Source organism: Streptomyces sp. NPDC054047 (assembly GCF_055585065.1).
On record NZ_JBVJKV010000001.1, the window covers coordinates 1,289,445 to 1,314,623 of the forward strand.

The 25,179-nt window shown below is 70.3% G+C and carries 23 protein-coding genes, 1 tRNA gene and 1 riboswitch; of the genes, 9 read left to right on the forward strand and 15 right to left on the reverse strand.

The annotated features are described in order from the left end of the window. Nucleotides 1-167: 167 nt before the first annotated feature. Complete coding sequence (locus tag ACZ6ZP_RS05795) at nt 168-1,499, reverse strand: peptidoglycan-binding protein (RefSeq protein ID WP_351164708.1); 1,332 nt, start codon at nt 1,497-1,499, stop codon at nt 168-170. 254 nt (nt 1,500-1,753) lie between these two features. On the opposite strand from ACZ6ZP_RS05795, the gene ACZ6ZP_RS05800 reads away from it, so the two are divergent. The 4 genes from ACZ6ZP_RS05800 (at nt 1,754) to glxA (ending at nt 6,891) form a co-directional block, all read left to right on the forward strand. Then, nucleotides 1,754-1,827, forward strand: a tRNA-Lys gene (locus ACZ6ZP_RS05800). Between the two features lie 114 nt (nt 1,828-1,941). After that, a complete protein-coding gene (locus ACZ6ZP_RS05805) occupies nt 1,942-2,673 on the forward strand; it encodes a FadR/GntR family transcriptional regulator (protein ID WP_361470659.1) in 732 nt (243 codons plus the stop codon). Between the two features lie 298 nt (nt 2,674-2,971). Continuing rightward, the gene (locus ACZ6ZP_RS05810; RefSeq protein WP_361470661.1) at nt 2,972-4,954 is read left to right on the forward strand and encodes a glycosyltransferase family 2 protein; all 1,983 of its coding nucleotides are present in this window, start codon (nt 2,972-2,974) and stop codon (nt 4,952-4,954) included. Next, nucleotides 4,951-6,891 (forward strand): radical copper oxidase GlxA, encoded by a 1,941-nt coding sequence (gene glxA, locus ACZ6ZP_RS05815; protein ID WP_351164711.1) that lies wholly within the window; start codon nt 4,951-4,953, stop codon nt 6,889-6,891. Before ACZ6ZP_RS05810 ends, glxA begins: the two co-directional genes overlap by 4 nt. 167 nt (nt 6,892-7,058) lie before the next feature. Here the strand turns inward: glxA and ACZ6ZP_RS05820 are convergent, their stop codons facing one another. Then, the gene (locus ACZ6ZP_RS05820) at nt 7,059-8,093 is read right to left on the reverse strand and encodes a glycoside hydrolase family 6 protein (protein WP_351164712.1); all 1,035 of its coding nucleotides are present in this window, start codon (nt 8,091-8,093) and stop codon (nt 7,059-7,061) included. A gap of 161 nt (nt 8,094-8,254) precedes the next feature. Here ACZ6ZP_RS05820 and ACZ6ZP_RS05825 point away from each other — a divergent pair, with 161 nt between their 5' ends. The 3 genes from ACZ6ZP_RS05825 (at nt 8,255) to ACZ6ZP_RS05835 (ending at nt 10,522) form a co-directional block, all read left to right on the forward strand. Next, on the forward strand, nt 8,255-9,010 hold the full coding sequence (locus ACZ6ZP_RS05825; RefSeq protein WP_351164713.1) for an ANTAR domain-containing protein: 756 nt from the start codon (nt 8,255-8,257) through the stop codon (nt 9,008-9,010). 303 nt (nt 9,011-9,313) lie between these two features. Further along, nucleotides 9,314-9,434: riboswitch (cobalamin riboswitch) on the forward strand. 33 nt (nt 9,435-9,467) lie between these two features. After that, nucleotides 9,468-9,689 carry a CbtB domain-containing protein gene (locus ACZ6ZP_RS05830; RefSeq protein WP_351164714.1) on the forward strand — a complete coding sequence of 74 codons (222 nt, stop codon included), beginning with the start codon at nt 9,468-9,470 and terminating at the stop codon, nt 9,687-9,689. 20 nt (nt 9,690-9,709) lie between these two features. Further along, nucleotides 9,710-10,522 (forward strand): CbtA family protein, encoded by an 813-nt coding sequence (locus ACZ6ZP_RS05835; RefSeq protein WP_469405654.1) that lies wholly within the window; start codon nt 9,710-9,712, stop codon nt 10,520-10,522. On the opposite strand, the gene ACZ6ZP_RS05840 is transcribed toward ACZ6ZP_RS05835, so the two are convergent. From ACZ6ZP_RS05840 to ACZ6ZP_RS05900, 13 genes are all read right to left on the reverse strand, one after another. Then, the gene (locus ACZ6ZP_RS05840; protein WP_361470843.1) at nt 10,503-11,168 is read right to left on the reverse strand and encodes a class F sortase; all 666 of its coding nucleotides are present in this window, start codon (nt 11,166-11,168) and stop codon (nt 10,503-10,505) included. The two genes, ACZ6ZP_RS05835 and ACZ6ZP_RS05840, sit on opposite strands and share 20 nt — an antisense overlap. 15 nt (nt 11,169-11,183) lie before the next feature. After that, nucleotides 11,184-11,723: a hypothetical protein gene (locus ACZ6ZP_RS05845; RefSeq protein WP_361470841.1), complete on the reverse strand. Its 540-nt coding sequence runs from the start codon at nt 11,721-11,723 to the stop codon at nt 11,184-11,186. Between the two features lie 69 nt (nt 11,724-11,792). After that, complete coding sequence (locus tag ACZ6ZP_RS05850) at nt 11,793-12,572, reverse strand: HAD-IIA family hydrolase (protein WP_249589729.1); 780 nt, start codon at nt 12,570-12,572, stop codon at nt 11,793-11,795. Nucleotides 12,573-12,653: 81 nt separating this feature from the next. After that, entirely contained in the window at nt 12,654-14,150 is a 1,497-nt protein-coding gene (locus ACZ6ZP_RS05855) for an alkaline phosphatase family protein (RefSeq protein WP_469405656.1), read from the reverse strand. Between the two features lie 138 nt (nt 14,151-14,288). Next, complete coding sequence (locus ACZ6ZP_RS05860; protein WP_366463810.1) at nt 14,289-15,359, reverse strand: 2-aminoethylphosphonate ABC transporter substrate-binding protein; 1,071 nt, start codon at nt 15,357-15,359, stop codon at nt 14,289-14,291. Between the two features lie 32 nt (nt 15,360-15,391). After that, nucleotides 15,392-16,189: an ABC transporter permease gene (locus tag ACZ6ZP_RS05865; protein WP_469405657.1), complete on the reverse strand. Its 798-nt coding sequence runs from the start codon at nt 16,187-16,189 to the stop codon at nt 15,392-15,394. After that, complete coding sequence (locus ACZ6ZP_RS05870; protein ID WP_383822439.1) at nt 16,176-17,093, reverse strand: 2-aminoethylphosphonate ABC transporter permease subunit; 918 nt, start codon at nt 17,091-17,093, stop codon at nt 16,176-16,178. The genes ACZ6ZP_RS05865 and ACZ6ZP_RS05870 overlap by 14 nt, the downstream gene beginning before the upstream one ends. Nucleotides 17,094-17,136: 43 nt before the next feature. After that, on the reverse strand, nt 17,137-18,189 hold the full coding sequence (locus ACZ6ZP_RS05875) for an ABC transporter ATP-binding protein (protein ID WP_361470855.1): 1,053 nt from the start codon (nt 18,187-18,189) through the stop codon (nt 17,137-17,139). Between the two features lie 44 nt (nt 18,190-18,233). After that, the gene (locus ACZ6ZP_RS05880) at nt 18,234-18,971 is read right to left on the reverse strand and encodes a phosphonatase-like hydrolase (RefSeq protein WP_366463809.1); all 738 of its coding nucleotides are present in this window, start codon (nt 18,969-18,971) and stop codon (nt 18,234-18,236) included. Further along, nucleotides 18,965-20,089 (reverse strand): TIGR03364 family FAD-dependent oxidoreductase, encoded by a 1,125-nt coding sequence (locus ACZ6ZP_RS05885; protein ID WP_361470834.1) that lies wholly within the window; start codon nt 20,087-20,089, stop codon nt 18,965-18,967. The genes ACZ6ZP_RS05880 and ACZ6ZP_RS05885 overlap by 7 nt, the downstream gene beginning before the upstream one ends. 159 nt (nt 20,090-20,248) lie before the next feature. Then, on the reverse strand, nt 20,249-21,043 hold the full coding sequence (locus tag ACZ6ZP_RS05890) for a GntR family transcriptional regulator (RefSeq protein ID WP_351164726.1): 795 nt from the start codon (nt 21,041-21,043) through the stop codon (nt 20,249-20,251). Between the two features lie 88 nt (nt 21,044-21,131). Next, nucleotides 21,132-21,980, reverse strand: coding sequence for a hypothetical protein (locus ACZ6ZP_RS05895; protein ID WP_361470831.1), 849 nt, complete (start codon nt 21,978-21,980; stop codon nt 21,132-21,134). Nucleotides 21,981-22,238: 258 nt separating this feature from the next. Continuing rightward, nucleotides 22,239-23,438, reverse strand: a complete 1,200-nt coding sequence (locus ACZ6ZP_RS05900) for an ROK family transcriptional regulator (RefSeq protein WP_399977058.1) — start codon at nt 23,436-23,438, stop codon at nt 22,239-22,241. A gap of 56 nt (nt 23,439-23,494) precedes the next feature. Between ACZ6ZP_RS05900 and ACZ6ZP_RS05905 the strand changes: the two genes are divergently transcribed. Next, on the forward strand, nt 23,495-24,595 hold the full coding sequence (locus ACZ6ZP_RS05905; RefSeq protein ID WP_366463807.1) for a Gfo/Idh/MocA family protein: 1,101 nt from the start codon (nt 23,495-23,497) through the stop codon (nt 24,593-24,595). Further along, the gene (locus ACZ6ZP_RS05910) at nt 24,592-25,068 is read left to right on the forward strand and encodes a heme-degrading domain-containing protein (protein WP_383822423.1); all 477 of its coding nucleotides are present in this window, start codon (nt 24,592-24,594) and stop codon (nt 25,066-25,068) included. Before ACZ6ZP_RS05905 ends, ACZ6ZP_RS05910 begins: the two co-directional genes overlap by 4 nt. Nucleotides 25,069-25,179: the final 111 nt, after the last annotated feature.

The following is a 25,179-nucleotide window of genomic DNA, read 5'->3' on the forward strand; positions in this document are numbered from 1 at the left end:
GGCCACACCCGCAACCCGGTCACATCTGTGTCCCAGCCCAATTGCTGCCCCGGCCACACCCGCAACCCGGTCACTTCCGCGCCCCGGCCCGACTCGTGCCCCGGCCACACCCGCAACCCGGTCACCTTCCTGCCCGCATCCCACGCGCGCCGCTCTCCTCATCAGGCTCATGCGAACAACCGCCGCCAGGTCTCGGGGCCCGGGTAGCCGTCCGCCGCCGCGCCCCGCCAGCCCTGCGCGCGTTGGAACGCCTCGACGTTGCGGCGGTCGCTCTCGCTCCAGCGGGGGCCCGGCCCCTGGGCGTAGTGCCTGCCGAAGCCCTTCTTCACCAGTTGCCTCCCGAGCTTCTCGACCGACGGGCTGGACTGGCCGGGGCGGAACACTCCCCTGCCGGGGTACGCGGGCGCCCTGCCCTGCGCGCCGCCGCCCGCGCCCGACCCCGCGCCGGGGATGTCGCGCCCCTTGCCCGTCATCAGGTACGACCAGGTCGTGGGGCCCGGCAGTCCGTCCGCGTCCCCGCCGCTCCAGCCCTGCGCCCGCTGGAACGCCTGCGTGGCCCTGCGGTCCGCGTCGCTCCAGCGCGGGCCGGGCCCCGTCTTGTAGAAGCGGGCGCCGCCTCTGCCGACCAGGGCCTTGCCGAGCTGGGTCACGTATTTGTTGTCGGCGCCGGGGCCGAACGAGCCCGCGCCGGGGTAGCGCGTCCCCGTGCCCGGCCCCGAGCCGCCCGGGGTGCCCTCCGTCACTCCCTTGTAGCGGTACGCCAGATAGCGGTTCCCATTGCTCCAATAGGCATAGGGAGTGGTCTGCTTACGGGCGTGCGGACGGGCCTGTTCGTACGCGGTGTATTGCGTGTGCGCCGCGTTCGCCCAGCCGCCGAAAATCGTCACGTGCGACCCCTTCTCGGGGTTCGCGGGGTTATGGAAGAGAAGGATGTCGCCGGGCTGGAGCTGGGCCTTCGTAATGCGTACCGCGTACGAGGAGAGGCTGCCCGTCCATTCATTGCCGCCGAGATTCCAGGCCATGGAGACAAAGCCCGAGCAGTCCTGCCGGTAGCCGTCGGACCAGTACGCCCCCATGCTGTACGGCACCTTCGCCGCGACCCACTTCTTGGCGCGGGCGATGATCTCGGCCCGCGTCGTGCTCCGCGCCGCCGACGCCGCGGGGCCCGGGGTTCCGGGCCTGCCCGGCGCTCCGTGCAACGCGCTCGTGTCGCCCTGCGGGCTGCCGGGGCCCGGATCCTCGTCCGCCGGAGTCCCAGGTGGCCGCGCCGGATGGTGGCCGGCGCCGGGGGCCGCCGCCGCCGGGAGAACCTGCCCGCCGCCGAGCACGGTGCCCGCCGCTGCGGCGATGACGAGGGCGCGGCGCGCGCCGTGCGCCGCCGGGTGGCCACCTTGCCGTACGGGAAGTGCGTGAGTCATGGCTCGTCGCCAGTGAATACATCCGGGGCAGTCGCAGTCGCTCTCGGGATCGAATTCCTCGAATACCGGAGCACCCTCCATGCGATTCCCCTCACACTCCAGGAAAGAATGCCTGCGTCGCATCTGCACAGTCGTCAGCTTCTCAACTGTCGGGCGATATCGCATGTTGACGGTCCGAATGATGGATCCGCCCCGCATTCACGTCCCCGCCGCGCCCCGGGCCCGCCCCGAGCAAAGCCCGCTCGAACCCCGGCCGAGTGCCGCCCCGAGCACCCGAAGCTCCCGGAGGGTCCGGAGCACCCGTCCGCGTCCGGTAGAGTTCTCCAGGTCAGCAGGCGCCGTTAGCTCAGTTGGTTAGAGCAGCTGACTCTTAATCAGCGGGTCCGGGGTTCGAGTCCCTGACGGCGCACAGACAGCGAAGGCCCCCCGTTCACGCGGGGGGCCTTCGTGGTTCCCGGGCCGGGGCGACACCCGTGTTCCTGAGCAGGGTCGATACCCGTGTTCCTACCGCTACCGTTGCGCCATGGCGCGCGACATACAGGAGCGGATCAAGAAGCTCATCATCGACCAGCGGCTGCCCTCCGGCGCCTCTCTGCCCACCGAGCCCGAACTGATGGAACGCCTCGGCGTCAGTCGGAACTCCGTGCGAGAGGCCCTCAAGGCGCTACAGGCGATGGGCATCGTGGAAATCCGGCACGGTTTCGGCACATATGTCGGACCCATGTCGATGGCTCCCATGATCGAGGGCCTGACGTTCCGGACGGTGGCAGGGCACTACCGCGGCGAGGACAGCCTGCTCCAGCTCCTGGAGCTGCGGGAGGCCGTGGAGACCGGTCTCATCGCCCGTCTCGCGGGCCGCATCCCGGCCGAAGATCTGGCCGAACTGGACGCGATCGTCGACCGGATGGACAGCGAGACGGCGGCGAGCGAGGGCCGAAGCGGCCGGCCGGCGGCGGTTCACACCGAAACCGACCGTGCATTTCACGCCACTCTCTACCGCTGTCTGCGCAATCCGCTGCTCGGCGAGGTCCTCGAAGCGTTCTGGGACGCCTTCCACAAGGTACGTACCGACCTCGTGGACGTGCCGCAGGACCCCAAGGTCACCTGTCGCCAGCACCGGGAGATCCTCGACGCGGTCCGATCCGGCGATGTGCTCCGGGCCGAGCGGGCGATACGGGAACACTTCGGTAATATTCGAACGCGGTTGAGTGCTCCTGTCTCAACAGGCAACTCAAATCTCTCGTATGACCGGTAAACACCTTGTTTCGCTCTTGCGATCATGGCTAGGGGCGTAGAACCTTGTGCTGGAGCCATTGGCTCTCATGAGGCAGGCGGTGCGGGGCAGTTGGGGGGCCCGACCGGTGCCCACGGGGGAAGGGGCGGGGGCCCCTTTCATGAATGGATGCCGAGGGGGGCATCATGCAACCGGAAGGTAGCTGTTCCATGTCTAAGGGGACGGTGGCCTGCCACTGATGCGTCCGTGAAGGTCGGGGGACCGAGCCGGACGGAAGGACCAACGAACACGCGGGGGACCGCGTGCGGGGGGATGACTCATGACGTCGACGCCGACGGGCGCCCGGCCGAACGACCCGTCAGAGACGACCCAGCTGCGGGTGCCGTCGCACCGTACGGGCGGGTTCCGACGTATAAAGAAGGCCCTGCCGAGATACGACTACGAGCACTACAGCCGTCTCGCGGGGCCGCTCACGCAGCCCGATCCGACCAAGCCGTACAAGGTGCAGTACCGCTCCCTGCTCTCGCAGGAGCCGCACCGGATCAGAGCCGCGCTCATGCTGGGCGCCGCACCGCTGCTCTCCCTCGTACTGCTCGCCTGGCTGCTCCAGCCGACGCACTGGACGAAGCGCGACTACGTCGCCAACGACTGGCTGCCCACGCTCGACATCGTCATGCTCATATCCATCGGCCTGATCGAGTTCTTCCGCTGCATGAACGTGCTGTCGAACGCGCACGCCACGCTCGTCGCCCGTGACCCGATCCCCGTGGTGCCCGAGACCGGCACCCGCGTCGCCTTCCTCACCTCCTTCGTGCCCGGCAAGGAGCCGCTCGAGATGGTGACGAAGACGCTGGAGGCGGCCGTCAAGATCCGCCACCGCGGCCTCATGCACGTCTGGCTCCTCGACGAGGGCGACGACCCCGCCGTCAAGGAGGTCTGCCGGCGGCTCGGCGTGCACCACTTCTCCCGCAAGGGCATCGCGAAGTGGAACATGAGCAAGGGCCCGCACCGCGCCAAGACCAAGCACGGCAACTACAACGCCTGGCTGGACGCGCACGGCGACGACTACGACTACTTCGCATCGGTCGACACCGACCACATCCCGATGCCCAACTACCTCGAGCGGATGCTCGGCTTCTTCCGCGACGAGAACGTCGGCTTCGTCATCGGCCCGCAGGTCTACGGCAACTACGACAACTTCATCACCAAGGCCGCCGAGTCCCAGCAGTTCCTCTTCCACGCCCTGATCCAGCGCGCGGGCAACGCGTACGGCTCCCCCATGTTCGTCGGCACGAGCAACGCCGTACGCATCAGCGCGCTGAAGCAGATCGGCGGTCTGTACGACTCGATCACCGAGGACATGGCGACCGGCTTCGAGATCCACCGCGCCACGAACCCGCGGACCGGCAAGAAGTGGAAGTCGGTCTACACACCGGACGTGCTCGCGGTCGGCGAGGGCCCCAACGCCTGGACGGACTTCTTCACGCAGCAGCTGCGGTGGTCGCGCGGTACGTACGAGACCATCCTCAAGCAGTTCTGGAAGGCGCCGTTCTCGCTGCCGCCCGGCCGCCTCTTCAACTACACGATGATGGTCATCTTCTACCCGATGTCCGCCATGAACTGGATCCTGGCCGCGCTCTCCTGCGCGCTGTTCCTGGGCATGGGCGCATCGGGCGTGAACATCGACCCGACGATCTGGCTGATGCTGTACGGCAACGCGTCGGCGCTGCAGATCGGCCTCTACATCTGGAACCGCCGCCACAACGTCTCGCCGCACGAGCCCGAGGGCTCCGGCGGTATCGCGGGCATGGTGATGTCGGCGCTGTCCGCGCCGGTCTACGCGCGCTCCCTCCTGGACGCCGTGCTGCGCCGCAAGAGCAAGTTCGTGGTGACGCCCAAGGGCGATTCGGCCAGCCCGGACACACTGTTCGGCACGTTCCGGATCCACCTGTTCTTCATCCTGGTCTTCGCCGGCTCGATGGCCGCCGCGTTCGTCTTCGACCACGTCCACCCGGCGATGATCATCTGGGCCACGTTCGCCCTGCTGATCACGGCCGCGCCGATCTTCGCGTGGCGGTGGGGGATGCGGCAGGACAAGAAGAAGAGCAAGTCGCGGCACGGGGGAGGCAATGCGGGACCGCCCACGGGCGGGGGCCCGACGGTGCCGCAGCAGCGCGACGCCACGGCGGAGCTGCCACAGGCGCATCAGCCTTCGCAGGCGCCACACGCGCCTCAGCAGAAGCCCAGCTGGGCAGCGAACGACCAGACCATGCAGATCGCCCTTGGGGGACGTAAGAAATGAAGGACCGTTCCAGCCGCCGCCGCGCCCGCCGCATCGCGATAGGCGCGGCGGTGGTCATAGCGCTGGCCGGGATGAACGGCCCGTGGCTGTGGCGCGTGGGTTCGGAGAAGTACCACGACTACAAGATCAACAAGCCGGAGTACAAGGCCGACAACGGTCACTGGCAGGTCGTGAACTTCCCCGAGGAGTACCGCCAGAACACGATCCACGCGGCGCTCCTGCACACCGGCAAGATCCTTCTGGTCGCGGGCTCCGGCAACAACCAGAAGAACTTCGACGCCAAGAAGTTCGACACCCGCCTGTGGGACCCGGTCAAGAACACGATCAAGAAGATCAAGACGCCCGTCGACCTCTTCTGCACCGGCCACACGCAGCTGGCCAACGGCAATCTCCTGATAGCCGGCGGCACCCAGCGCTACGAGAAGCTCAAGGGCGACATCACCAAGGCCGGCGGCCTGATGGTGGTGCACAACGAAGACCCGGACAAGCCGATCACGCTGCCCGCGGGCACGAAGTTCACCGGCAAGAAGAACGGCAAGACGTTCGTGTCCAAGGACCCGGTCGTCGTCGAGCGCGCCAAGAAGGTCTTCGACAAGGCGACCGGCGCGTTCGTCCGCAACGAACCGGGCCTGGGCCGGGTGTACGTGGAGGCGCAGAAGAGCGGCTCGAAGCACGAGACCGGCACGCAGGACAACTACCGCGTGCAGGGCCTCAAGGGCGCCGCCACCCGCAACACGTACGGCATCGCGCAGAAGCTCGCCCTGGACAAGAAGGACTTCCAGGGGATCAAGGACGCCTTCGAGTTCGACCCGGTCGCCGAGAAGTACATCAAGGTCGACCCGATGAACGAGGCGCGCTGGTACCCCACGCTGACCACGCTCTCGGACGGCAAGGTGCTCAGCCTCTCCGGCCTCGACGAGATCGGCCAGCTGGTCCCGGGCAAGAACGAGGTCTACGACCCCAAGACGAAGAAGTGGACCTACACCAAGCAGGTCCGGCAGTTCCCGACCTACCCCGCCGTGTTCCAGCTGGAGAGCGGCAGGCTCTTCTACTCGGGTTCGAACGCCGGCTACGGCCCCGACGACGTCGGCCGCAAGCCCGGCACCTGGGACCTGGAGAAGAAGGGCAGCTGGAAGGGCATCCCGGGGATGAGCGACCCGAATCTCCTGGAGACCTCCAACACGGTCGAACTGCCGCCCGCGCAGGACCAGAAGTACATGGTGGTCGGCGGCGGCGGTGTCGGCGAGTCCAAGAAGTCCAGCAAGAAGACCCGCATCGTCGACCTCCTGGACGACAACCCGAGGTTCGAGGACGGCCCCGAGCTGGAGAAGGGCACGCGCTACCCGCAGGCCTCGACCCTGCCCGACGACACGGTGCTCATCTCCGGCGGCTCGGAGGACTACCGCGGCCGCGGCGACTCGAACATCAAGCAGGCGCGGATCTACGACGCCAAGACCGGCAACATGCGGCGGGTCGCGGACCCTGAGGTCGGCCGCAACTACCACTCGGGCTCGATCCTGCTGCCCGACGGCCGCGTGATGTTCTTCGGCTCCGACTCGCTCTACTCCGACAAGGCCAACACCAAGCCCGGCGAGTTCGAGCAGCGCATCGAGATCTACACGCCGCCGTACCTCTACCAGGGCTCGCAGCCCACGCTGACCGGCGGTCCCGAGGAGATCAAGCGCGGCGGCTCGGGGACGTATCGGACGCAGCACGCCTCGTCCATCAAGACGGCCCGCCTGATCAGGCCGAGCGCCTCGACGCACGTCACCGACATCGACCAGACGTCCGTCGCCCTCGACCTGAAGAAGTCGGCGGACGGCGTCACGGTGACGATTCCCGAGGAGAAGAGCCTGGTCGAATCGGGCTGGTACATGCTGTTCGTCACCGACGACCAGGGCACCCCGAGCAAGGCCCAGTGGGTCCACGTGCCGTAGCTCGCGTGGGCGCGGGGCCGGGTGACTGCGCCCCCGTTAGGGGCGCGGGGAACTGCGCGCTCAGCCCGCGAAAAGCCGCAGTCGCGTCTGCCAGATGAATCGGCAGACGCGACTGCGGCTCTTTTGTGGTTGCTCGCGCAGTTCCCCGCGCCCCTTGCGGGGCGCTCCTACTTGGCCGCCGCCGCGAGGCTCTTCGCGTACTCGGGCCACCACTGACCGGCCTTCGGCCCGCCCCTGCACGTCCCGTCGGACTCACCGGGCCGCTTGATCCAGAGGTACGCGTCCACGAGCGGGTCGGACGTCTTGGTGGTCGGCGCCTCGCCGAGCGCGCGGCCCGGCGGGTTGCACCAGGTGTCCTTGCCCTTGGTGTACGGGCCGTTGCCGTTGCGCGCGGTGTCGATGACGAACGGCTTGTCGCCGATCTTCGCCGAGAGCTTCTTGCCGAACTCCGTGCTGGCCTCGGTGGTCTGGAAGTTCGAGACGTTGACCGAGAAACCGTCGGCCTGCTCGACGCCCGACCACTTCAAGGGCTCCCAGAGCGAGTCCGGGTTCTTCCAGCCCGCGTTGCCCGCGTCCAGGTACACCTTAGTGTTCTTCAGGGACTTGAGCTTCTCGATGGCGCCCTTGAGCAGGTCGTACCGCTCCTCGTGGAACTCCTCCGGCGTGCAGTTGTCGACCATGTGGAGCACTGCGTCCGGCTCCAGGATGACCGTGGCCCGCCGGTCGCCGATGCCCGCGGCGACCTGGTCGATGAACTTCCTGTATTCGTTGCCGTCGGCCGCGCCGCCGCCCGAATACTGGCCGCAGTCGCGGTGCGGGATGTTGTAGAGGACCAACAGGGCGTCGCGGTCGGCCTTCTCGGCGGCCTCGGTGAAGCCGCGCGACTGCTCCTCCGCGTTCTCCGGGACGATCCATTCGGCGACCGGCTGCTCGGCGATCTTGCGGATCAGCTCGGCGTCGTCCTTCTTGTCGTCCTTCTCGTACGAGGCGACCTGCTTGGCCGCGTTCCCCTCCGGGTTGACCCAGTACGGGTCGGAGCCCTTGGGCTGCTGCTTGATGGGCTGTCCCGACGATTCCTCGTTGCCCGAGCCGTCATCGGAGGAGCACCCCGACAGCAGCAGCGCCGCCCCCGCAAACGCCGCCGCAGCCTTCACCCCCCGGGCCGCGATCCGATGACCGCGGCCGGTGCCTTTGTGGTACATCCACTCCCCCTTGGGTGCACTGTCCGATTCTCAATCCTGACATACGCACTCCCGGCCCACGAGGCCCGCCCGTCGGCTGCGGAGACCTGTTGGAGACCTGTTACAGCTCGGCGCCCGGGGGTAGGCGCAGGGCGCGGGGTGGCGCTCATGGGGAGGAGATCATGCGGGATCACACCTCTGAACTACGGCTGGCCGAAGTCCTGGTGGAGACCACGAACACACTGGACGACGACTTCGACCCGGACCTCTATCTCAGCCGGGTCGCGGGCCACTGCGTAGAGCTGCTCGACGCCACTGCCGCCGGAGTCATCTTCGACGGCGCGGGCACACACTCGGTCGCCGCGGGCGGCCACCCACGGGACCTGGCGCTCGACCTGCTGGGGGCCCAGCAGAGCGGCGGACCCTGCGTGGAGAGCCTCGGCACCGGGCTGCCCGTGCCGCCGGTGCGGCTCGCGACGGCCGAACCCGCCAAGCGCTGGCCGGAGTTCACCGCGCTTGCCCGCCGCCGCGGCATCGGGATCACCTACGCGGTTCCGCTGCGCCAGCGCGAGGCCCTGCTCGGCGCGCTCAACGTCTTCGTGCCCGAGGCCACCCTGGTCCCGCACACCGACGGGGAGTTGCGTCTGGCGCAGGCGATCGCCGACGCCGCCGCGCTAGGGCTGCACAATCACCGCGCCTACACGGAGTATCGGGTCCTCGCCACACAGCTCCAGGGCGCTCTGACCAGCCGCGTACGCATCGAACAGGCCAAAGGCATACTCGCCGAACGCTGGCACACGGGTGTGGACGAGGCCTTCCAGGCGCTGCGACGGTACGCGCGTAGAGAACGGCTGGTCATGGAGCTGGTCGCCACCGAAGTGATCAAGGGATCGCTCGACGACACGGTGCTGCGCGGCAGTTGGTCCGAACCTTCCTGAAGGTCATCCCGGGAACCACCACCACCTGCGGCGATCACGGAGAGGAAGCGGGTCACGACTTGGCGTCAAACCACCCCTAGGCTCCAGCGCTCATCCGTTCTAGAGTCGTCTCAACGGCCCAAGCCCCCGGCCTGATCGTCCATCCCGTATTGCGGGGTTGGCCACCGAACCTCCCGCGCCGGCGCCGGGTTACTCCCGCAGCTCGTGCGCGCGCGGTCGAGGACCAGCCCGGTCGACGGCTCCGGGGGGAGCGGGCCGCCGACCGGGCCGGGTTGCTCCCGATCCGGGGCTCTCCGGGACAAGTCCATACATCGAGGCGACGGTTGCAGGAACCCGGTGCGATTCCGGGGCGGTCCCGCCACTGTGACCGAACGCCCGCGTGGCGTGCGGAAGTCAGGAACTGAGCCGTCGCACTCCTGCTTCGGGGCGTGGAAACCCCAGGAGGAGGCGCTTCGACATGTCACTGCACGCCGCGCCATCGCCCACCGAAAGCACGGCGGCGCAGGCCGCCACGGCCTCGGCCCGCGACTGGCTCATCGCGTCGGCCGCGGTCGTCATCGCGCTGGTCGCGCTCTACGCCGTCTTCTTCGACAACGGCTCGCTGCTCTCGGCGACCGGCGGCCATCTCCACGAGTTCGCCCACGACGGCAGGCACCTTTTCGGCGCCCCCTGCCATTGACCGGGGACGGACACGGCACCATGCCATCCCCCTCGTCCTCACCTGTTCTGCCCCTGCTCGGCCGGGGTCTCGTGGCGGGAGGCGTGGCGGGCCTCGCCGCCGGTCTCTTCTCCCTGCTCCTCGCCGAGCCGCTGATGGACCGGGCGATCCGCGCCGAGGAGAAGCGGACGGCCGCCCAGGAGCACGCGCACGCCGCGCGGCACCACGAGGAGCTGTTCACGCGCTCCACCCAGCACGGCGGCCTGGTGGTCACCGCGGTCGTCGCCGGTCTGGCCGTCGGCGTCCTGTTCGCCGTGGTGTACGCCCTGGTGCACCGCCGCGACCCGCACTCGGCTCCTTGGCCGCGCGCCCTCACCTTCGCGGGAGCGGCCTTCCTGGCCCTCTCGCTGCTGCCCGGCCTGCGCTATCCGGCGAACCCGCCGGGCGTCGGCGACGCGGGCACGGTCGGCGAGCGCCAGCCGATGTGGCTCGCGGCCGTCGCGATCGGCGTCCTCGGCACGCTCCTGACCTGGCAGGTGTACGTACGCCTCGCGGCCAGATCCGTCCCGGTGCGGCAGCTCGCGGCGGCCCTCACGACGGTCGCCGTCCTGGCCGCGCTCTTCCTGCTCCCGGACAACCCCGACCCGGTCCCGGTCGACGCGGCGCTCCTGTGGGACTTCCGCGTCCTCTCGGTCGCCTCGCACGCCCTGCTCTGGGCCGTGTTCGCGGCGGTCTTCGGGGCCCTGGGCCTGCGGGCCGTCCGGGAAGGGGCCGTCAGGGGTGGCGCCAGGGGCGCGAGCGCGGCGGGAGTGCCCTCGCGCCCGGGCGCCACCCCTACGGCCCCACCCCGGTGAGGTAGGCGGACACCACCACGTTCGCCGAGTACGTCTTGGCCGCCCGGTCGAAGGTGCCGCCGCAGGTGATCAGGCGGAGCTCGGCGCGGCCCTTCTCGTGGGGGCCGTACGCCTTCTTCGCGTCGAAGCGGTCCCGGCTGATGACCTGGACGTCGTCCACGGTGAACTCCGCGACCGAGCCGTCGTCCCGGGTCACCCGGATCTTCTCGCCCGGCCGCATCGCGCTGAGGTCGTAGAAGACGGCGGGGCGCGTCTCGGTGTCGACGTGGCCCACGAACAGGGAGGTGCCCTCGGCGCCGGGGCGCGTCCCGCCGCCGTACCAGCCGACGGAGGCCGCCTCGGTGAAGGGCGGCGGATCGATGGCGCCGTCCCGGTCGAGCCCGCGGGCGATCACGGGCGCCCGCACCTTCAGCGAGGGAACGTCCACGCTCAGCGGCCTGGCCGCACCCAACGGCTCGTGCGCGTCCGGGAGTTCGACGGCGAACGGCCGGCCCACCGCCGCCACGTCACCGTTCGTGGGCTCCGAGACACCGCCGCGTACGTCGGTGATCTCGCTGCCCCACAGCCAGAGCCCGACAAGCACCAGCGCCCAGGCGAGTCCGGTGAGGAACCGCCCGTGGCCCGCCGACCCCTCGTGGCCCGACATGTCAGTGGCCGCCCGTCACTCGGAGCGGCGCCGGCGGACACTGCGGAACGCCACGGCCACGGCCGCCACCCCCGCGAGCACCAGGCCGATCACCGCGTGCCGGGTGCCGGGCCCCGCCTCCTGGGCGTGCGCGGCCAGCTGCGCGGTGCCGCCGCCGCCCGCGCGGACCGGCGAGACGGGGGCGGTGTGGTGCCGGCCGACCTGCACGGTGCCCACGCCCTGGTGGGGGTGGCCGTCGCAGATGACGGTGATGTCGTACGAGCCCTCGACGCCGTTGCGGATCGTGGCGGAGCCGTTCAGGGAGTACTTCTCGCCGTCCCTGCCGGTGAGCTTCGCGTCCCCCGTGAACGCGCCGGACCCGGCGGACCCGGTCGTCCCTTCACACCCCGAGACGCTGATCTCGACCTTGGCCCCGGGCTCGGCGGTGGACGGGGTGACCGTGGCACGCACTTTGTCCTGCTCATGGGCGTGCGCCGGCACCGTGGCGACGACGGGGAGCGCGGCGAGGACAGCCGCCCCGGCTATGCCACGCAGGGTGAGTGTTCCTCTACGCATCGTGAACCTCCTGTTCCGAGGTTCACGCGCGGCGGCATCACACGCCTCCCGTGTGCGGCAAACGGGTGGTTATACGCGGTCCACCAGGTCGGCGATGGAGTCCACGACATTGGAGGGCCGGAAGGGGTGCTGGTCGATGTCCTTGCGGGAGGTGAGCCCCGTCAGGACCAGGAACGTCTCCATCCCCGCCTCGAGACCGGCCAGGACATCGGTGTCCATGCGGTCGCCGATCATGGCGCTGGTCTCGGAGTGCGCCCCGATGGCGTTGAGCCCGGTCCGCATCATCAGGGGGTTCGGCTTGCCCGCGAAGTAGGGGTTGCGCCCGGTGGCCTTGGTGATCAGCGCGGCGACGGCCCCGGTGGCGGGCAGCGGCCCCTCGGTGGAGGGCCCGGTCTCGTCGGGGTTCGTGCAGATGAAGCGGGCCCCGCCGTTGATCAGCCGTACGGCCTTGGTCATGGCCTCGAACGAATACGTCCGGGTCTCGCCGAGCACCACGTAGTCCGGGTCGTGGTCGGTCAGGACGTACCCGATGTCGTGCAGGGCGGTGGTGAGCCCTGCCTCGCCGATGACGTACGCCGTGCCGCCGGGCCGCTGGTCGTCCAGGAACTTCGCGGTGGCCAGCGCCGAGGTCCAGATGTTCTCGACGGGCACTTCGAGGCCCATGCGGTTCAGCCGGGCCTGGAGGTCGCGCGCGGTGTAGATGGAGTTGTTCGTCAGGACCAGGAAGGGCTTCCCGGACTCCCGGAGCCTCTTGATGAAGGCGTCGGCGCCGGGGATCGGAACGCCTTCGTGGATGAGTACGCCGTCCATGTCGGTGAGCCACGATTCGATGGGCTTGCGCTCTGCCATGGGGTGCACTCCTGCGGTCTCCGTTGAGCAAGGTAACGGTGGGACGCCGGGACAGCTCTGTGCCGACGCCCCACAGCCTAATCAGGAAGCGGTGATCGTGACCCCGTCGATCACCCAGTACCAGTTGTTGCCGCCGGTGTAACGGAAGCGGACCTGGGCTTTCGTGACCCCGGCGGGCACCTGGAGGGCGATGTTCTCGACGACGGAGGGGGTGTCCGCGGTGTACGTCTTCACCGTGACCGGGGCCTCTCCGTCGTACGAGACGAGCACCTCGCCCTTCTGCGGGGCCTCCTGGCGGTAGTACGTCGTGTACGTGAGGGTGGCCCTCGCGCCGCCCCGCACCGTGTACGAGGGGCTGACCAGCGTCGAGTCGAACGTCCCGGAGAAGGACTTGTCGGTCCACTCGTCGCCGTCGGCGACCGCGAAGACGTTCCGGGCGCGGATGTTGAGCTCGCGCCGCTGGTCGCGCTCGGCCTTGGTCCAGAACTCGTCCGTGGTGAAGGACCAGCCGCGCCACTCGGTCATGCCGCCCGCGCCCATCCTGGAGTTGTCGACGCTCCAGCCGCTCGGCGGGGTGTGCGTGAAGCCGATGACCCCGCCGCCGATGCCGGTCTCGTCGACGGGCCCGGTCAACTGGGCGCGCAGGGCATCGAACGCGTCCGGCGTGGGCTGCTGGACGGGACGCCCGTCCAGGCCCCAGGCCGGGTCGATCGCGATGCCGAGGTGGGCGAGCGCGCTGGCGGCGATGTCGGGCATGCGGACGTCGTGGCGGACCGAGCCCGCCGTGACCCCGCCGCCGGTGGCGATCATGAAGGTCTGGCGCTCGGGCCAGCTGGAGCCGCCGTGGCCGCCGGGGTCGGTGTGCCCATGGTCGGCGGTGATCATGACGAGCCAGTCCTCGGAGCCGTACGTGGCGCGGGACTTGACCGCGGCGACGATCCGGCCGACCTGGGTGTCGGCGCCGTGGATCGCGTCGAGATAGGCCTGGCTCGCGGCGCCGCTGTCGTGACCCGCGTGGTCGATGTTGTCGAGCTGGACGAAGACCGCGTCGGGGTTGCCGCTCTTGACCTCGGCGACGGCGCGGCTCGTGGTGCCCGCGTCGTACTCGGCGGACGGCGTGGAGACCCGGGCGTCGACCTTCGCCGAGAAGATGATGTCGGTGATCGGGGCCCAGGACGAGACGGCGTAGGTCCGCAGGGCGGGCTTCGCGGCCTCGATCCGCGTCATGAAGTCCGGGTACGCGGCGAGGTTGTGCCCGGTGAACTCGTTGTTCACGACCCTGTGCTTGTCGGGCCAGACGCCGGTGATGAGCGTCGACCAGCCGGGACCCGACGAGGTGGGCGCGAGCGGATTGGCGTAGATGCTGCTCGGCGCGGTCAGGCCCGCGCTCATCAGGCCCTTGAGTGCGGGCGCGTCGGCGTCCTTGATTCTGTTGAGCAGGGCGCCGTCCAGGCCGATGACCAGGACCTTCGGGGTCTTGGCCGCGGCCCTGGCGACGGCGGCGAGGGGACCCGCGGCCACTGCGATGGCGGCGGTGGAGACGAGGAGCGAGCGGCGGGATATGCCGTGCGACGACACGTGGTCCTCCGGTTCGTGAGAGGGCTGATGCAGAGGGGTGGCACATGCCAACGCCCCCGGAGAACCAGGGGCGTTGGGTCCATACCCGTTATCTTTTCGCTACCGAACACCCGGGGCCAAGGGTGCGACGGTGAACTCTCAGCTACCGGTCGCCGACTTCCAGTCCTCGACGTACGTCTGGAGGTTCTCGGAGATGTCGGCCCAGTCCGGCTCGAAGACCTCGACCCCGTCGACGATCTTGTCGAGCGCGACCGCGTTCGCGTCGGTGGCCTTGATGTCCTTGCGCGCCGCGAAGCCGCCGCCGATCTCGCTGACCTGCTGCTGGGCCTTCTGGCTGAGCAGGTAGTCGAGGAACTTCTTGGCGTTGGCGTTGTGCGGGGCCTTGTTGACCAGGCCGGCGGCGTAGGGCAGGGCGAAGGTGGTGGGCTTGCCGCCCTCCTTGGCCGGGAACCAGATGCCGAGGTTCGGCATGTCCTTGGACTGGGCGTAGTTCATCTGCACGTCGCCGTTGGCGGCGAGGAGCTCGCCCTTGTCGACCTTGGGCGCGAGCTTGCCGGTGGAGGCGGACGGGCCGACGTTGTTCGTCTGGAGCTTCTTCAGGTAGTCCATGGCGGGCTTCTTGCCGCCGAAGTCGTGCATCGCCTTGATGAGCACGGCGGTTCCGTCGCCCGCGACACCGGGCGTGGAGTACTGGACCTTGTCCTTGTACGCGGAGTCGGTGAGGTCCTCCCAGGTCTTGGGCGCCTTGGAGCCGCCGAGCTCCTTCTTGTTGTAGATGAAGCCGAAGTAGTTGTTCACGACGGAGGTCCACTTGCCGTCGGAGGCCTTGTCGGCGCCGTCGACCTGGTCGGACCCTTCCGGCTTGTAGGCCTGGAGCAGGCCCTTCTCGTCGGCCTGCTGGATGAACGGCGGCAGGGTGATGATGACGTCGGCCTGCGTGTTGGACTTCTCGCGGACGGCGCGCTGCACCATCTCGCCGGAGCCGCCCTCGACGTAGTTCACCTTGATGCCGGTCTTCTTCTCGAAGTCCTTGAAGACCTGGTCGTACCAGCCGTCGCCGTTCTCGCCCTTGAGGCCGTCGGCGCTGTAGACGGTGACCTCCTTCGCGTCGGACGCGGAGGACTCGCCGCCGCACGCCGTGAGGGAGCCTGCGAGGACGAGACTGCCGGAGACGGCGGCGAGCGCTCTGGTGCGGGTGTGACGCGACATGACGTTCGTGCTCCTTCGGGGAGGGTTCGGGCTCAGCGGTAGGAGGCGCGGGTGCGGATGCGGGAGACGGCGAAGAGGACGAGCAGCGTCGCCGCCATCAGGACCACCGCGACGGCGGCGCCGGTGAACAGGGAGCCGCGGTCGGTGGCCGCGTAGATCTGCACGGGCAGCGGCATCCAGTCCGGCGGGTAGAGCATCATCGTGGCGCTCAACTCGCCCATGGAGAGCGCGAAGCAGAGGCCCGCGGCCGCATTCAGCGACGGCAGCAGGAGCGGCAGCTTCACCTTCCACAGGACGTACGCGGGCCGGGCACCGAGCGATGCGGCGGCCTGTTCGTACGCCGGGTCGAGACGGACGATGGCAGCCGAAACCGACTGGTAGGCGAACGCCGTGACAAGAATGGTGTGCGCGAGGACCACGATCCAGCGCGTGCCGTTGAGGATCATCGGCGGCTTGCTGAACGCCACGAGGATCGCGAGCCCGACGACGACGGAGGGCACGGCCACCGGCAGCATGAAAAGCGTGTCGAGTACGCGCTTGCCCCCTCTCTTCAGCGAGGCGGCGGCGAGCGCGGCCCAGGACCCGACGGCGAGCGCGAGCAGGCTGGCGCCGACGGCGGTGACCAGGCTGGTGGTGAGCGCCTGGAGCGACTCCCCGCGGGTGGCGGACGCGTAGTGCTCCGTGGTGAATCCGGACGGGAAGGCGCCGGACCAGTGCGAGGAGAACGAGGCCGCCAGGATCACCAGGAGAGGCAGCGCGAAGAGCGGCAGGAAGAAGACGAAGAAGAGAACCCAGGTGGCCAGCTTTCCCTTGCGGCTATGCACCAACACGACGGCTCACCATCCGGTAGAGGCTGTAAAGACCCACGGAGATCGCGATGTTGACCACGGCGACGACACAGGCCGCCGGATAGTCGGACTCGAGAATGGCCTTGCTGTAGACGAGCATGGGAAGGGTCGTGACTCCCTTGGCTCCGGTGAAGAGAACAATCCCGAACTCGTTCAGACACATGACGAGTACGAGGCTGCCGCCCGCGGCGAGGGCGGGCAGCGCCTCGGGCAGGATGACCCGCCGAATGATGCGGCCGGGCTTCGCGCCGAGGCTGGAGGCGACCTCCAGCTGGGCGGTGTCGATCTGCGAGAACGCGGCGAGGAGCGGGCGCATCACGAAGGGCGTGAAGTACGTGATCTCGGCGAGGAGAACGCCCCACGGAGTGGTGAGGAACTGAAAGGGCCCGTCCGCGGCCCCCGTCGCGTCCGTCCACATCCCGTTGGCCATGCCCTTGGTGCCGTAGATGAACAGCAGGGCGAGGGTGATGAGGAAGGACGGAAAGGAGAGAAAGACGTCGATGAACCGGGCGACGGCTTTCCCTCCCGGGAACGGCACGAAGGCGATGATCAGCGCGAGCGCGAACCCGAGCACGAGACACCCGACGGTGGCTCCGACGGCCAGCCACACGGTGGTCCCGAGCGCCTCCCGAAACGCTTCGGAGGCGAAGACGTCGGAGTAGGGCTGAAGGGAGGTCCCGCCGGTATCGGGCTGGACGGACTGCTGGACGACGAGGGCGAGGGGGTAGAGGAAGAAGAGGGCGAGGAGCGCGATGGGGGGCAGGGCCCAGACGAAACCGGGTATCCGCCGCTTCGGCGAAGGGCTGCCGCCCTTTCCCTCCCCGGACGAGCCGTCCGGCCGCCCCTGCTGTGGGCAGGCGTCCCGCAGGGCGGGACGGGTGGGCACAGCCTCCGACGCCGGGTCACCGTCAACGAGGCGTCCACCAGGGCTAGCCATCGGTCACACCACCAGACAGCAGCACCGCGTCTTCCGGCGCGAAGTGCAGCGTGACCTCGTCACCGATACCCGGCGGGGTCCGCAGCTCCCGTAGGTCCGCCTTCACCCGCTGTCCGCCGACATCGACGTACAACCGGTGGGTGGCACCACGCCACTGCACCTCGGCAACGCTGCCCTTCAGGGGATTGGGGCCCTCCCCCAGGCCGACCACATGCGGCCGCACACACAACGTGGCCGTGGCCCCCCGAGCCACCTCCCCCGTGTCGACCTTCAACTCGACCCCACCGAAGGTGACATCACCCGAGCCGACCGTCACCGGCAGCAGATTCGCGTTCCCCACAAAAGATGCCGTGAACTCAGTCCGAGGCGCCCGATAAAGCTCCTGCGGAGTCCCGCAGTCCCGCAACCGGGCCCGGTCCATGACGGCGATCCGATCCGCCAGGGTCAAGGCCTCCACCTGGTCATGGGTGACGTAAAGAATGGAGACGTCGGGCAACTCGCGGTGCAAACGGGCGAGTTCCCCCAGCATCCCCGACCGCAACTGCGCGTCGAGCGCGGAAAGCGGCTCGTCCAGCAGCAGCACCCCCGGCCGAATGGCCAACGCCCGCGCGATCGCGACCCGCTGCTGCTGCCCACCGGAGAGCTCCCGGGGAAACCGCTTGGCGTACGACGCCATCCCCGTCATCTCAAGCGCCTCGGCGACCCGCCCGGGAATCTCGGACTTGGCGACCTTCTGCGCCTTCATGCCGAAGGCGACATTGTCCTCGACCCGCATGTGCGGAAAGAGCGCGTACTGCTGGACGACCATCCCGATCCCCCGCTGGTGCGGCGGAAGGCCGGTGACGTCGCGCTCCCCGATGAACACCCGCCCGGACGCGGGCCGCACGAACCCGGCGACGGCCCGCAGCGCGGTCGTCTTGCCCGAGCCGGAAGGACCGAGCAGGGCCATGACCTCGCCCGGCTCGACGGTCAGGTCGAGCGAGTCCAGGACGGTGTTCTTGCCGTAGGCGACCGAGACCCGGTCGAAGCGGATACCGCTGCGCACGCGCGTAGGGGTGCCGGCGCTGACGCCGGTGCTGACGGCGGCGCTCACTCGTCAACACCCCTGAGTATGGAGGGGAGTTCCGCGACCGAGCCAAGGACGTGCGTGGCCCCGGCCCCCCGCAGCGCCTTTGCGTCATGCGCCCCCGTCAGCACTCCGGCGACCACACCGGCCCCGGCCCGCACCCCGCTCTTCATGTCGTACGCCGTGTCGCCCACGACGGCGACCTGCTGGACGCCGTCCACCGCCCCCGTGCGCAGGAAGGCGCTGAGCACCATGTCCGGGTAGGGCCGCCCCCGGCCGCCCGCGTCGGCGGGGCACAGGGTCAGCTCGACCAGGTCCCGCCACCCGAGCGCGTCCAGGATCGCGTCCTGCGTGACCCGCGCGAACCCGGTGCTCAACACCACGGTCAGACCGGCCGACTTGAGCTCCTCGACGGCTTCCCGCGCGCCGGGGATCGGCGCGATCAGACCCCCGTCGACCAGCTCCCCGTACGCCTTCTCGAAGGCCACGTTGGCCCGCTGGGCGAGGACCTCGTCCCCGAACAGGTGCCGGAAGACGGAGATCTTGGACTCGCCCATGGTGGCGCGCACGTAGTCCAGCTTCTCGGCATGGTCGGCCGAGTCCGGCTCGACGCCGAGCTCCCGCGCGGCGGCGGAGAAGGCCTGCTCGACGAGGCCCCCGTCGGCGACGGTGGTCCCTGCCATGTCCAGCACCACGAGGCCGATGCCGCTGCCCGTGCGCGTTGCCGTGTGTGCGGTCACTGCGGTCAACTCCCTCACCATCCCAACTCGTCGGCGGTCTTCTCGGCGATCGCGGGCGAGCACGTCATGCCGCGCCCGCCGGGCCCGGTGACCAGCCAGACGCCCTCGCGCACCTGCTGGCGGTGCACGACGCGCGCCGTGTCGACGCACTGCGCGTACACCCCGGCCCAGCGCCGCTTGATCTTCGGCAGCGGGCGCCCCAGGAAGCCCTCGACGACCTCGGTGAGGTGGTCGTAGGGGTCTTCGAGGGTGTCGAAGGCGAAGGGGTGCTCGTACTCGTGGGTGTCGCCGATGGTCAGGCCGCCGTCCTTGCGCTGCACCATCAGGAGCTGCATCTTGTGCTCGGCGGCGGTCGGCGCCTGCGCCTGCCCCGCGTTGAGCGCGTCGAGGGCGTCCGACTTGTACGCGGGGTAGTAGCGGAAGCTGTCCGCGTCGGCGACGGAGGTGGTGAGCGCCTCACCGAGGGGCTCCGTCTGCATCATCTGGAGGCGCACGCGGCGCACGGGCAGGTCGGGCCCGGCCAGCTCGCGGACGAGGCCGCCGAGCCAGGCGCCGGTGGCGAGCACGACGACGTCACCGGTGTGTACGTCACCGTGGTCGTCCCGCACCGCGTTCTCACCGACGACCTCGCGGACCTCGCGGCCGGGCAGGAAGGTGTAGCGGGGCGAGGCCAGCAGCGCTTCCCGCAGCCGGAGCTGAGCGGTGCGCGGCTCCACGGCGGCGTCGCGCTCGCACCACAGCCCGGCGGTGAAGTCGCCCCGCAGCGCCGGGTTGAGGGCGCGGGCCTCGTCGGCGTCCAGCAGCTTGTAGCCGCGGGCCGCGGCGTCGGGGCGGGCGAGGGCGGCCTCGGCGACCGCGCGCTCGCGCTCGTTGCGTACGAGGGTGAGGGAGCCGTTGGCCCGGAAGCCGATGCCCGCCACCCTCGCGCCTATCTCCTCCCACAGCTCGCGGGCCCGAAGGGCGGTGTCGAGCTCCTCGCCTCCGGCGCGGCCGCTCACCCATATCTGCCCGAAGTTGCGCAGCGAGGCTCCGCGGGCCTCGCTCTCGCGCTCGATCTGTACGACCTCGTGGCCGCGTTCCACTGCGTGCCAGGCGTGCATGGTTCCCACCACGCCGGCTCCTACGACGATGACTCTCACGACGGCAACGCTCCTGGGGACGGGTGGCCCGCTGTGGTCCTGACGGCAACGGGATGGTGAACGGCCACCCAAGCTTGGCCTAGACCCGTTACGTTCTCGTTATCTGTCTGGGTCATTCGGATTCGATCGCCGTACGGGGAGGGGAAGTTGCTCTGCCGTTCAGGCGCCGCCGTTGCCCAGGTGCGTGGTGAAGGAGAACCGGTCGCCCCGGTAGAGGGTGCGGACCCGCTCCAGCGGGTGGCCGGACGTGTCCCGCGAGACGCGGTGGATCAGCAGCATGGGGAGCGCGGGAGGGGTGCCGATGAGCAGGGCCTCGCGGGGGGTGGCGAGGACGGTCTCGATGCGTTCGTCGGCGTCGCCGAAGGAGATGGCGAGCCGGTCGCGGAGGTAGGCGTAGAAGGAGGAGTCGGGCTCGAAGTCCCGGTCGAGCGCGGGGACGCGGGCGACGGAGACGTACGTGCTCTCAAGCCCCACCCGCTCGTCGTCGGCGAGCAGCACACGCTCCATGTGCCAGACGGGCTCCCCCTGCCCGACCCCGATCTCGGCGGCGAGGGCTTCGGGGGCGGGGAAGCGGTCGAGGGAGATGAGATGGCGCCCAGGGGTGCGCCCCTGCCTGCGTACGCCTTCGGTGTAGCTCGCGAGGGACAGCGGCTGCTCCAGCTTGGGGCCCGCGACGACGGTGCCGCGCCCCTGCCTGCGCAGCCGTCCTTCGAGCAGCAGCTCACGCAGGGCCTGCCGCACGGTCTCCCGGGCGACTTCGTACCGCACGGCGAGGTCCCGCTCGGTCGGCAGCGTCTGCCCGTCCCCCAACTCCTCTATGAGGTCGGCGATCCGGGCCTTCACCGCGTAGTACTTCGGGATGCGGCCGTGCTCGGGGATGCCGGAGCGGATGGGGGCGCCGGGGGCCTGGTCGAGCAGGTGCGCGGGAGGGTGCGGGGAGTTCGGGTTGTCCACGCAGGGATGTTCGCAGACGTACGTGAACAGGTGGGTGAACGGAGGGTGCGGGGCGGCGGCTCGGCGGGTGCGGGGTCCTGTCGGGGGCTCAGCGCCTTCGCGCGGCCCGCAGCCGCCGGGTCCCCACGACGAGGGCCCAGCCCCCGGCGAACAGCGCACCGGCGACGGCGCTGACGCCGAGCAGGGCGCGGGGTCCTGTGGCGGCGAGTTCATCGGCGTACGAGGACCCGCCGGCGTCGAGACGCTCGCGCCCTCCACTGCTGGTGCCGCCATCGGCCTCCTGCCGGTCGCGCACCCCGCCCTCCCTCACGTCAGGTCCGCTCTCGTCCCTGCGGTCACCGCCGATGTCGCCCCCGGGGTCGATGCCGAAGGGGTAGTCGTCGGACTCGCCCACCCAGTCGCCGTCGTCGACGCGGCGCTGGACGACGGCGGCGGAGATGACGGCTCGCTCGGAGCGGGCCTCGGAGGTGAAGGAGAGCCGCACCTTGACGGTGCGGGTCTTCCCTGCCTTGACCTTGAACCCGGGGAAACCGTCGTCGAAGACGCCGACGTTCTCGTCCTGGTCGGTCCGCTCGAACTCCACGGGATGCCAGCGCTTGCCGGCGCGGAACTCCAGCTGGATCTGCCGGGGCCGCAGCTCGCGCTCCTTGTCGACGATGACGACGACGGGGTGGATGTTGCCGCAGGTGCCGCGGGTGGTGTTGGCCAGCTCGACGGACCAGCTCCGGTAGCCGCCACCGGCCTCGTAGCCGGGCGGCCCGCCTACGATCCGCGTCCCGATGGGAAAACCTTGCCCGTTGGGAGCGGAACAGATGGGAGGCTGCGCGGCATACGGCCGCTGCACGGACCCGGCCGCTGGAGCCGCCCCGACCGCCCCGGTCGCGAGGGCGGCGGCAACGGCGGTGACGCCGGGGGCGAGAGAGCGGCGGAGTCGCATGAAGGGCCTTTGCTGTACGCGGACGGGAGCGGGGGCCGTCAGAAGACTGTCGAGACCTGTCGAACGAAGGCCACACACACTGGCCACGGACGGCGACCTTGCCACGCCCCTAAAACCCCACACCCCCGCCACAACGGCGTACGGCCGACTGCCCCGCGTAAGTCCCCCTATCAGCCGACTTTCGTTTAATTGCGATTGCAGGGGGCGAGGCTGACCCCGGCGGCCGGGACCGCTAGTGGCTCCACTCGACCGCAGCCCCTACCCCCGCCCCGTCGGAAACGCCACGTCCGCCCTGCCGAAGAGCGGGGCCAGCAGGAGTTGGGCGGCACCCTCCGCCACGCCTCTGTCGCCTCCGGGGGCCACAGCGACCGGGATCTCTCTGTCTCCGCCGCCCCGCCGGGCGCGTTCCGTGACGACCTCGCCCACCCCTCGTACGAAGCGCTCCTCGTCCGCGAGGACCGCTCGGCCGCCGAGGAGTACGAGGTCGATGTCGAGCAGGCTGACCAAATTGCCCGCACCCGCCCCGAGCACCCGCGCCGCCTCCTCCAGGTCGCCCCGCGCGACCGCCGCCAGGCACAGCGCCTCGATGCAGCCCCGGTCTCCGCAGCCGCACTCCGGGCCGTCCAGCTGGATCACCTGGTGGCCGAACTCGCCGGCCCCCGTGCGCGCCCCTCGGTAGAGGCCTCCGCCCAGGACCAGCCCCGCACCGAGACCCGTGCCCAGGTGCAGATACGCGAAGGAGTCCGCCACCCCGCCCAGCGCGAGGCCCAGCGCAGCCGCGTTCGTGTCCTTGTCCACCACCACCGGCATCCCCAGGCGCCCCGCGAACGCGTCCCGCAGCGGGAAGCCGTCCCACGCGGGGAAACCGGTCACGCGGTGCAGTACTCCGTCGGCGTGGTCGAGCGGGCCCGGGAGCGCGACCCCGACACCGAGCAGCCCCGCATCCCCAGGGGCCCGCTCCTCTTGGACCAGCTCCCGCACCACCCCCGCCGCCGCGTCCACCACGGCCTCCGCGCCGTCCCCGAACTCCAGCGGCGCCCGCCGTTCCGCGACCACATGGCCCGTCAGGTCGGCAAGGACCGCCGTCAGTTCGTCGCGGTCCAGGTGGAGGCCGACCGCATGGCCCGCGTCGGGGACCAGGCGCAGCAGCGTCCGCGGCTTGCCGCCCGTGGACGCCCGGCGGCCCGCCTCCGCCGCAAGACCCTCCGTACGCAGGCGCGCCGTGATCTTGCTGACGGCCTGCGGAGTGAGCCCCGTGCGCTCGGCCAGTTCGAGGCGGCTTATGCCGGCCTCGCCCGCCGTGCGCAGCAGGTCGAGCACGAGGGCGGCGTTGTGCCCGCGCAGCGCCGGCAGGTTCACTCCGGCGGCACCCGTCCTGCCGCCGCTTCCCCTGCCGCCGTTCCCTCTGCCACCGGCGCCGCTGCCGCCGCCCGCCCTCGCCGTATCAGTGCTGTTCACACCCCCATTGTCGCCCGCGCTTGCGCTTTGGCAACACCGTTGCTTAAGTGGAACGCATGACTGGTACCGGCTCCACAGGGTCCACAGGGTCCCCTCTTCGCGTAGCCCTCATCGGATACGGCCTCGCGGGCTCCGTCTTCCACGCCCCGCTGATCGCCGCCACCGAGGGCCTCGTCCTCGACACGGTCGTCACCTCGAACCCCGAGCGGCAGGCCCAGGCCCGCGCCGAGTTCGGTGACGCCCTGCGCTTCGCCGCGTCGGCGGACGACCTCTGGGCCCGCGCGGACGAGCTCGACCTGGTGGTGATCGCCTCCCCGAACAAGACGCACGTCTCGCTCACGACCGCCGCCCTCAAGGCGGGCCTCCCGGTCGTCGTGGACAAGCCGATCGCGGGCACCGCCGCCGAGGCGCGCGAGCTCGCCGCGCTCGCCGACGACCGCGGCCTGCTCCTCTCCGTCTTCCAGAACCGCCGCTGGGACAACGACTTCCGCACCCTCCAGAAGCTCATCGCCGAGGGCGAACTCGGCGACGTATGGCGCTTCGAGTCCCGCTTCGAGCGGTGGCGCCCGCAGCCCAAGGGCGGCTGGCGCGAGTCCGGGAACCCCGAAGAGATCGGAGGTCTGCTCTACGACCTCGGGTCCCACGTCGTCGACCAGGCGCTCGTGCTCTTCGGCCCCGCCCAGACCGTGTACGCCGAGTCCGACGTCCGTCGCCCCGGCGCCGAGGCCGACGACGACACCTTCATCGCGATCACGCACCGGGGCGGCGTCCGCTCCCACCTGTACGTGAGCGCCACCACCGCCCAGCTCGGCCCGCGCTTCCGCGCGCTCGGCTCGGCGGCGGGCTATGTGAAGTACGGCCTCGACCCGCAGGAGGCCGCACTCCGCGACGGCAAGCGGCCCGCCGGCGAGGACGGTTGGGGCGAGGAGCTCGAGTGCATGTGGGGCCGGGTCGGCTCCGGCGAGTCCCCGCTGACCGGTGGCGGCAACCCTGTCAGGACGCTGCCGGGCGACTACCCCGCGTACTACGCGGCCGTGGCCGCCGCGATCCGCGGCACCGGCCGGAACCCCGTCTCCGCGTACGAGGCCGCGTCGGCCCTCGACGTCCTGGAGGCGGCTCGCCGCTCGGCCCGCGACGGTGTGACGGTGGTCGTATGACGAGCCCCACGCCGACGGGCCCGCCCACGGTCGAGGAGCTGGAGACCCAGGAACTGCGCCTGGTGCTCCCCCACTTCACGTACGAGGACGCCTGGGCGCTCGGCACCCTCCTGGTCGACCTGGCCCGCGAGCGCCAGGCCCCGGTGGCCATCGACATCACCCGGGGCGGCCAGCAGCTCTTCCACGCGGCCCTGCCGGGCTCGACGCCGGACAACGACGCCTGGATCGCCCGCAAGCGCCGCGTCGTCGAACGCTACGGCTGCTCGTCGTTCCTGGTCGGCACGCGTTTCCGCGCCAAGGGAACGACCTTCGAGGAGTCCTCGCGCCTGGACCCGGACGTGTACGCGGCGCACGGCGGCGCGTTCCCGATCGCGGTGCGGGGCGCGGGCGTGATCGGCACGGTGGTCGTCTCCGGACTCCCGCAGGCGGCGGACCACGCGCTGGTGGTGGAGGCGCTGGAGCGGTTCGTGTAGGGCCGCGGGGTGCGCCCCGTCAGGGGCGCGGGGAACTGCGCGCCCAGCCACGACGCACCCGCAGGTGGAGTCGGCGATGGCCCCAGCCGACTCCACCCCGGGGCACCAAGA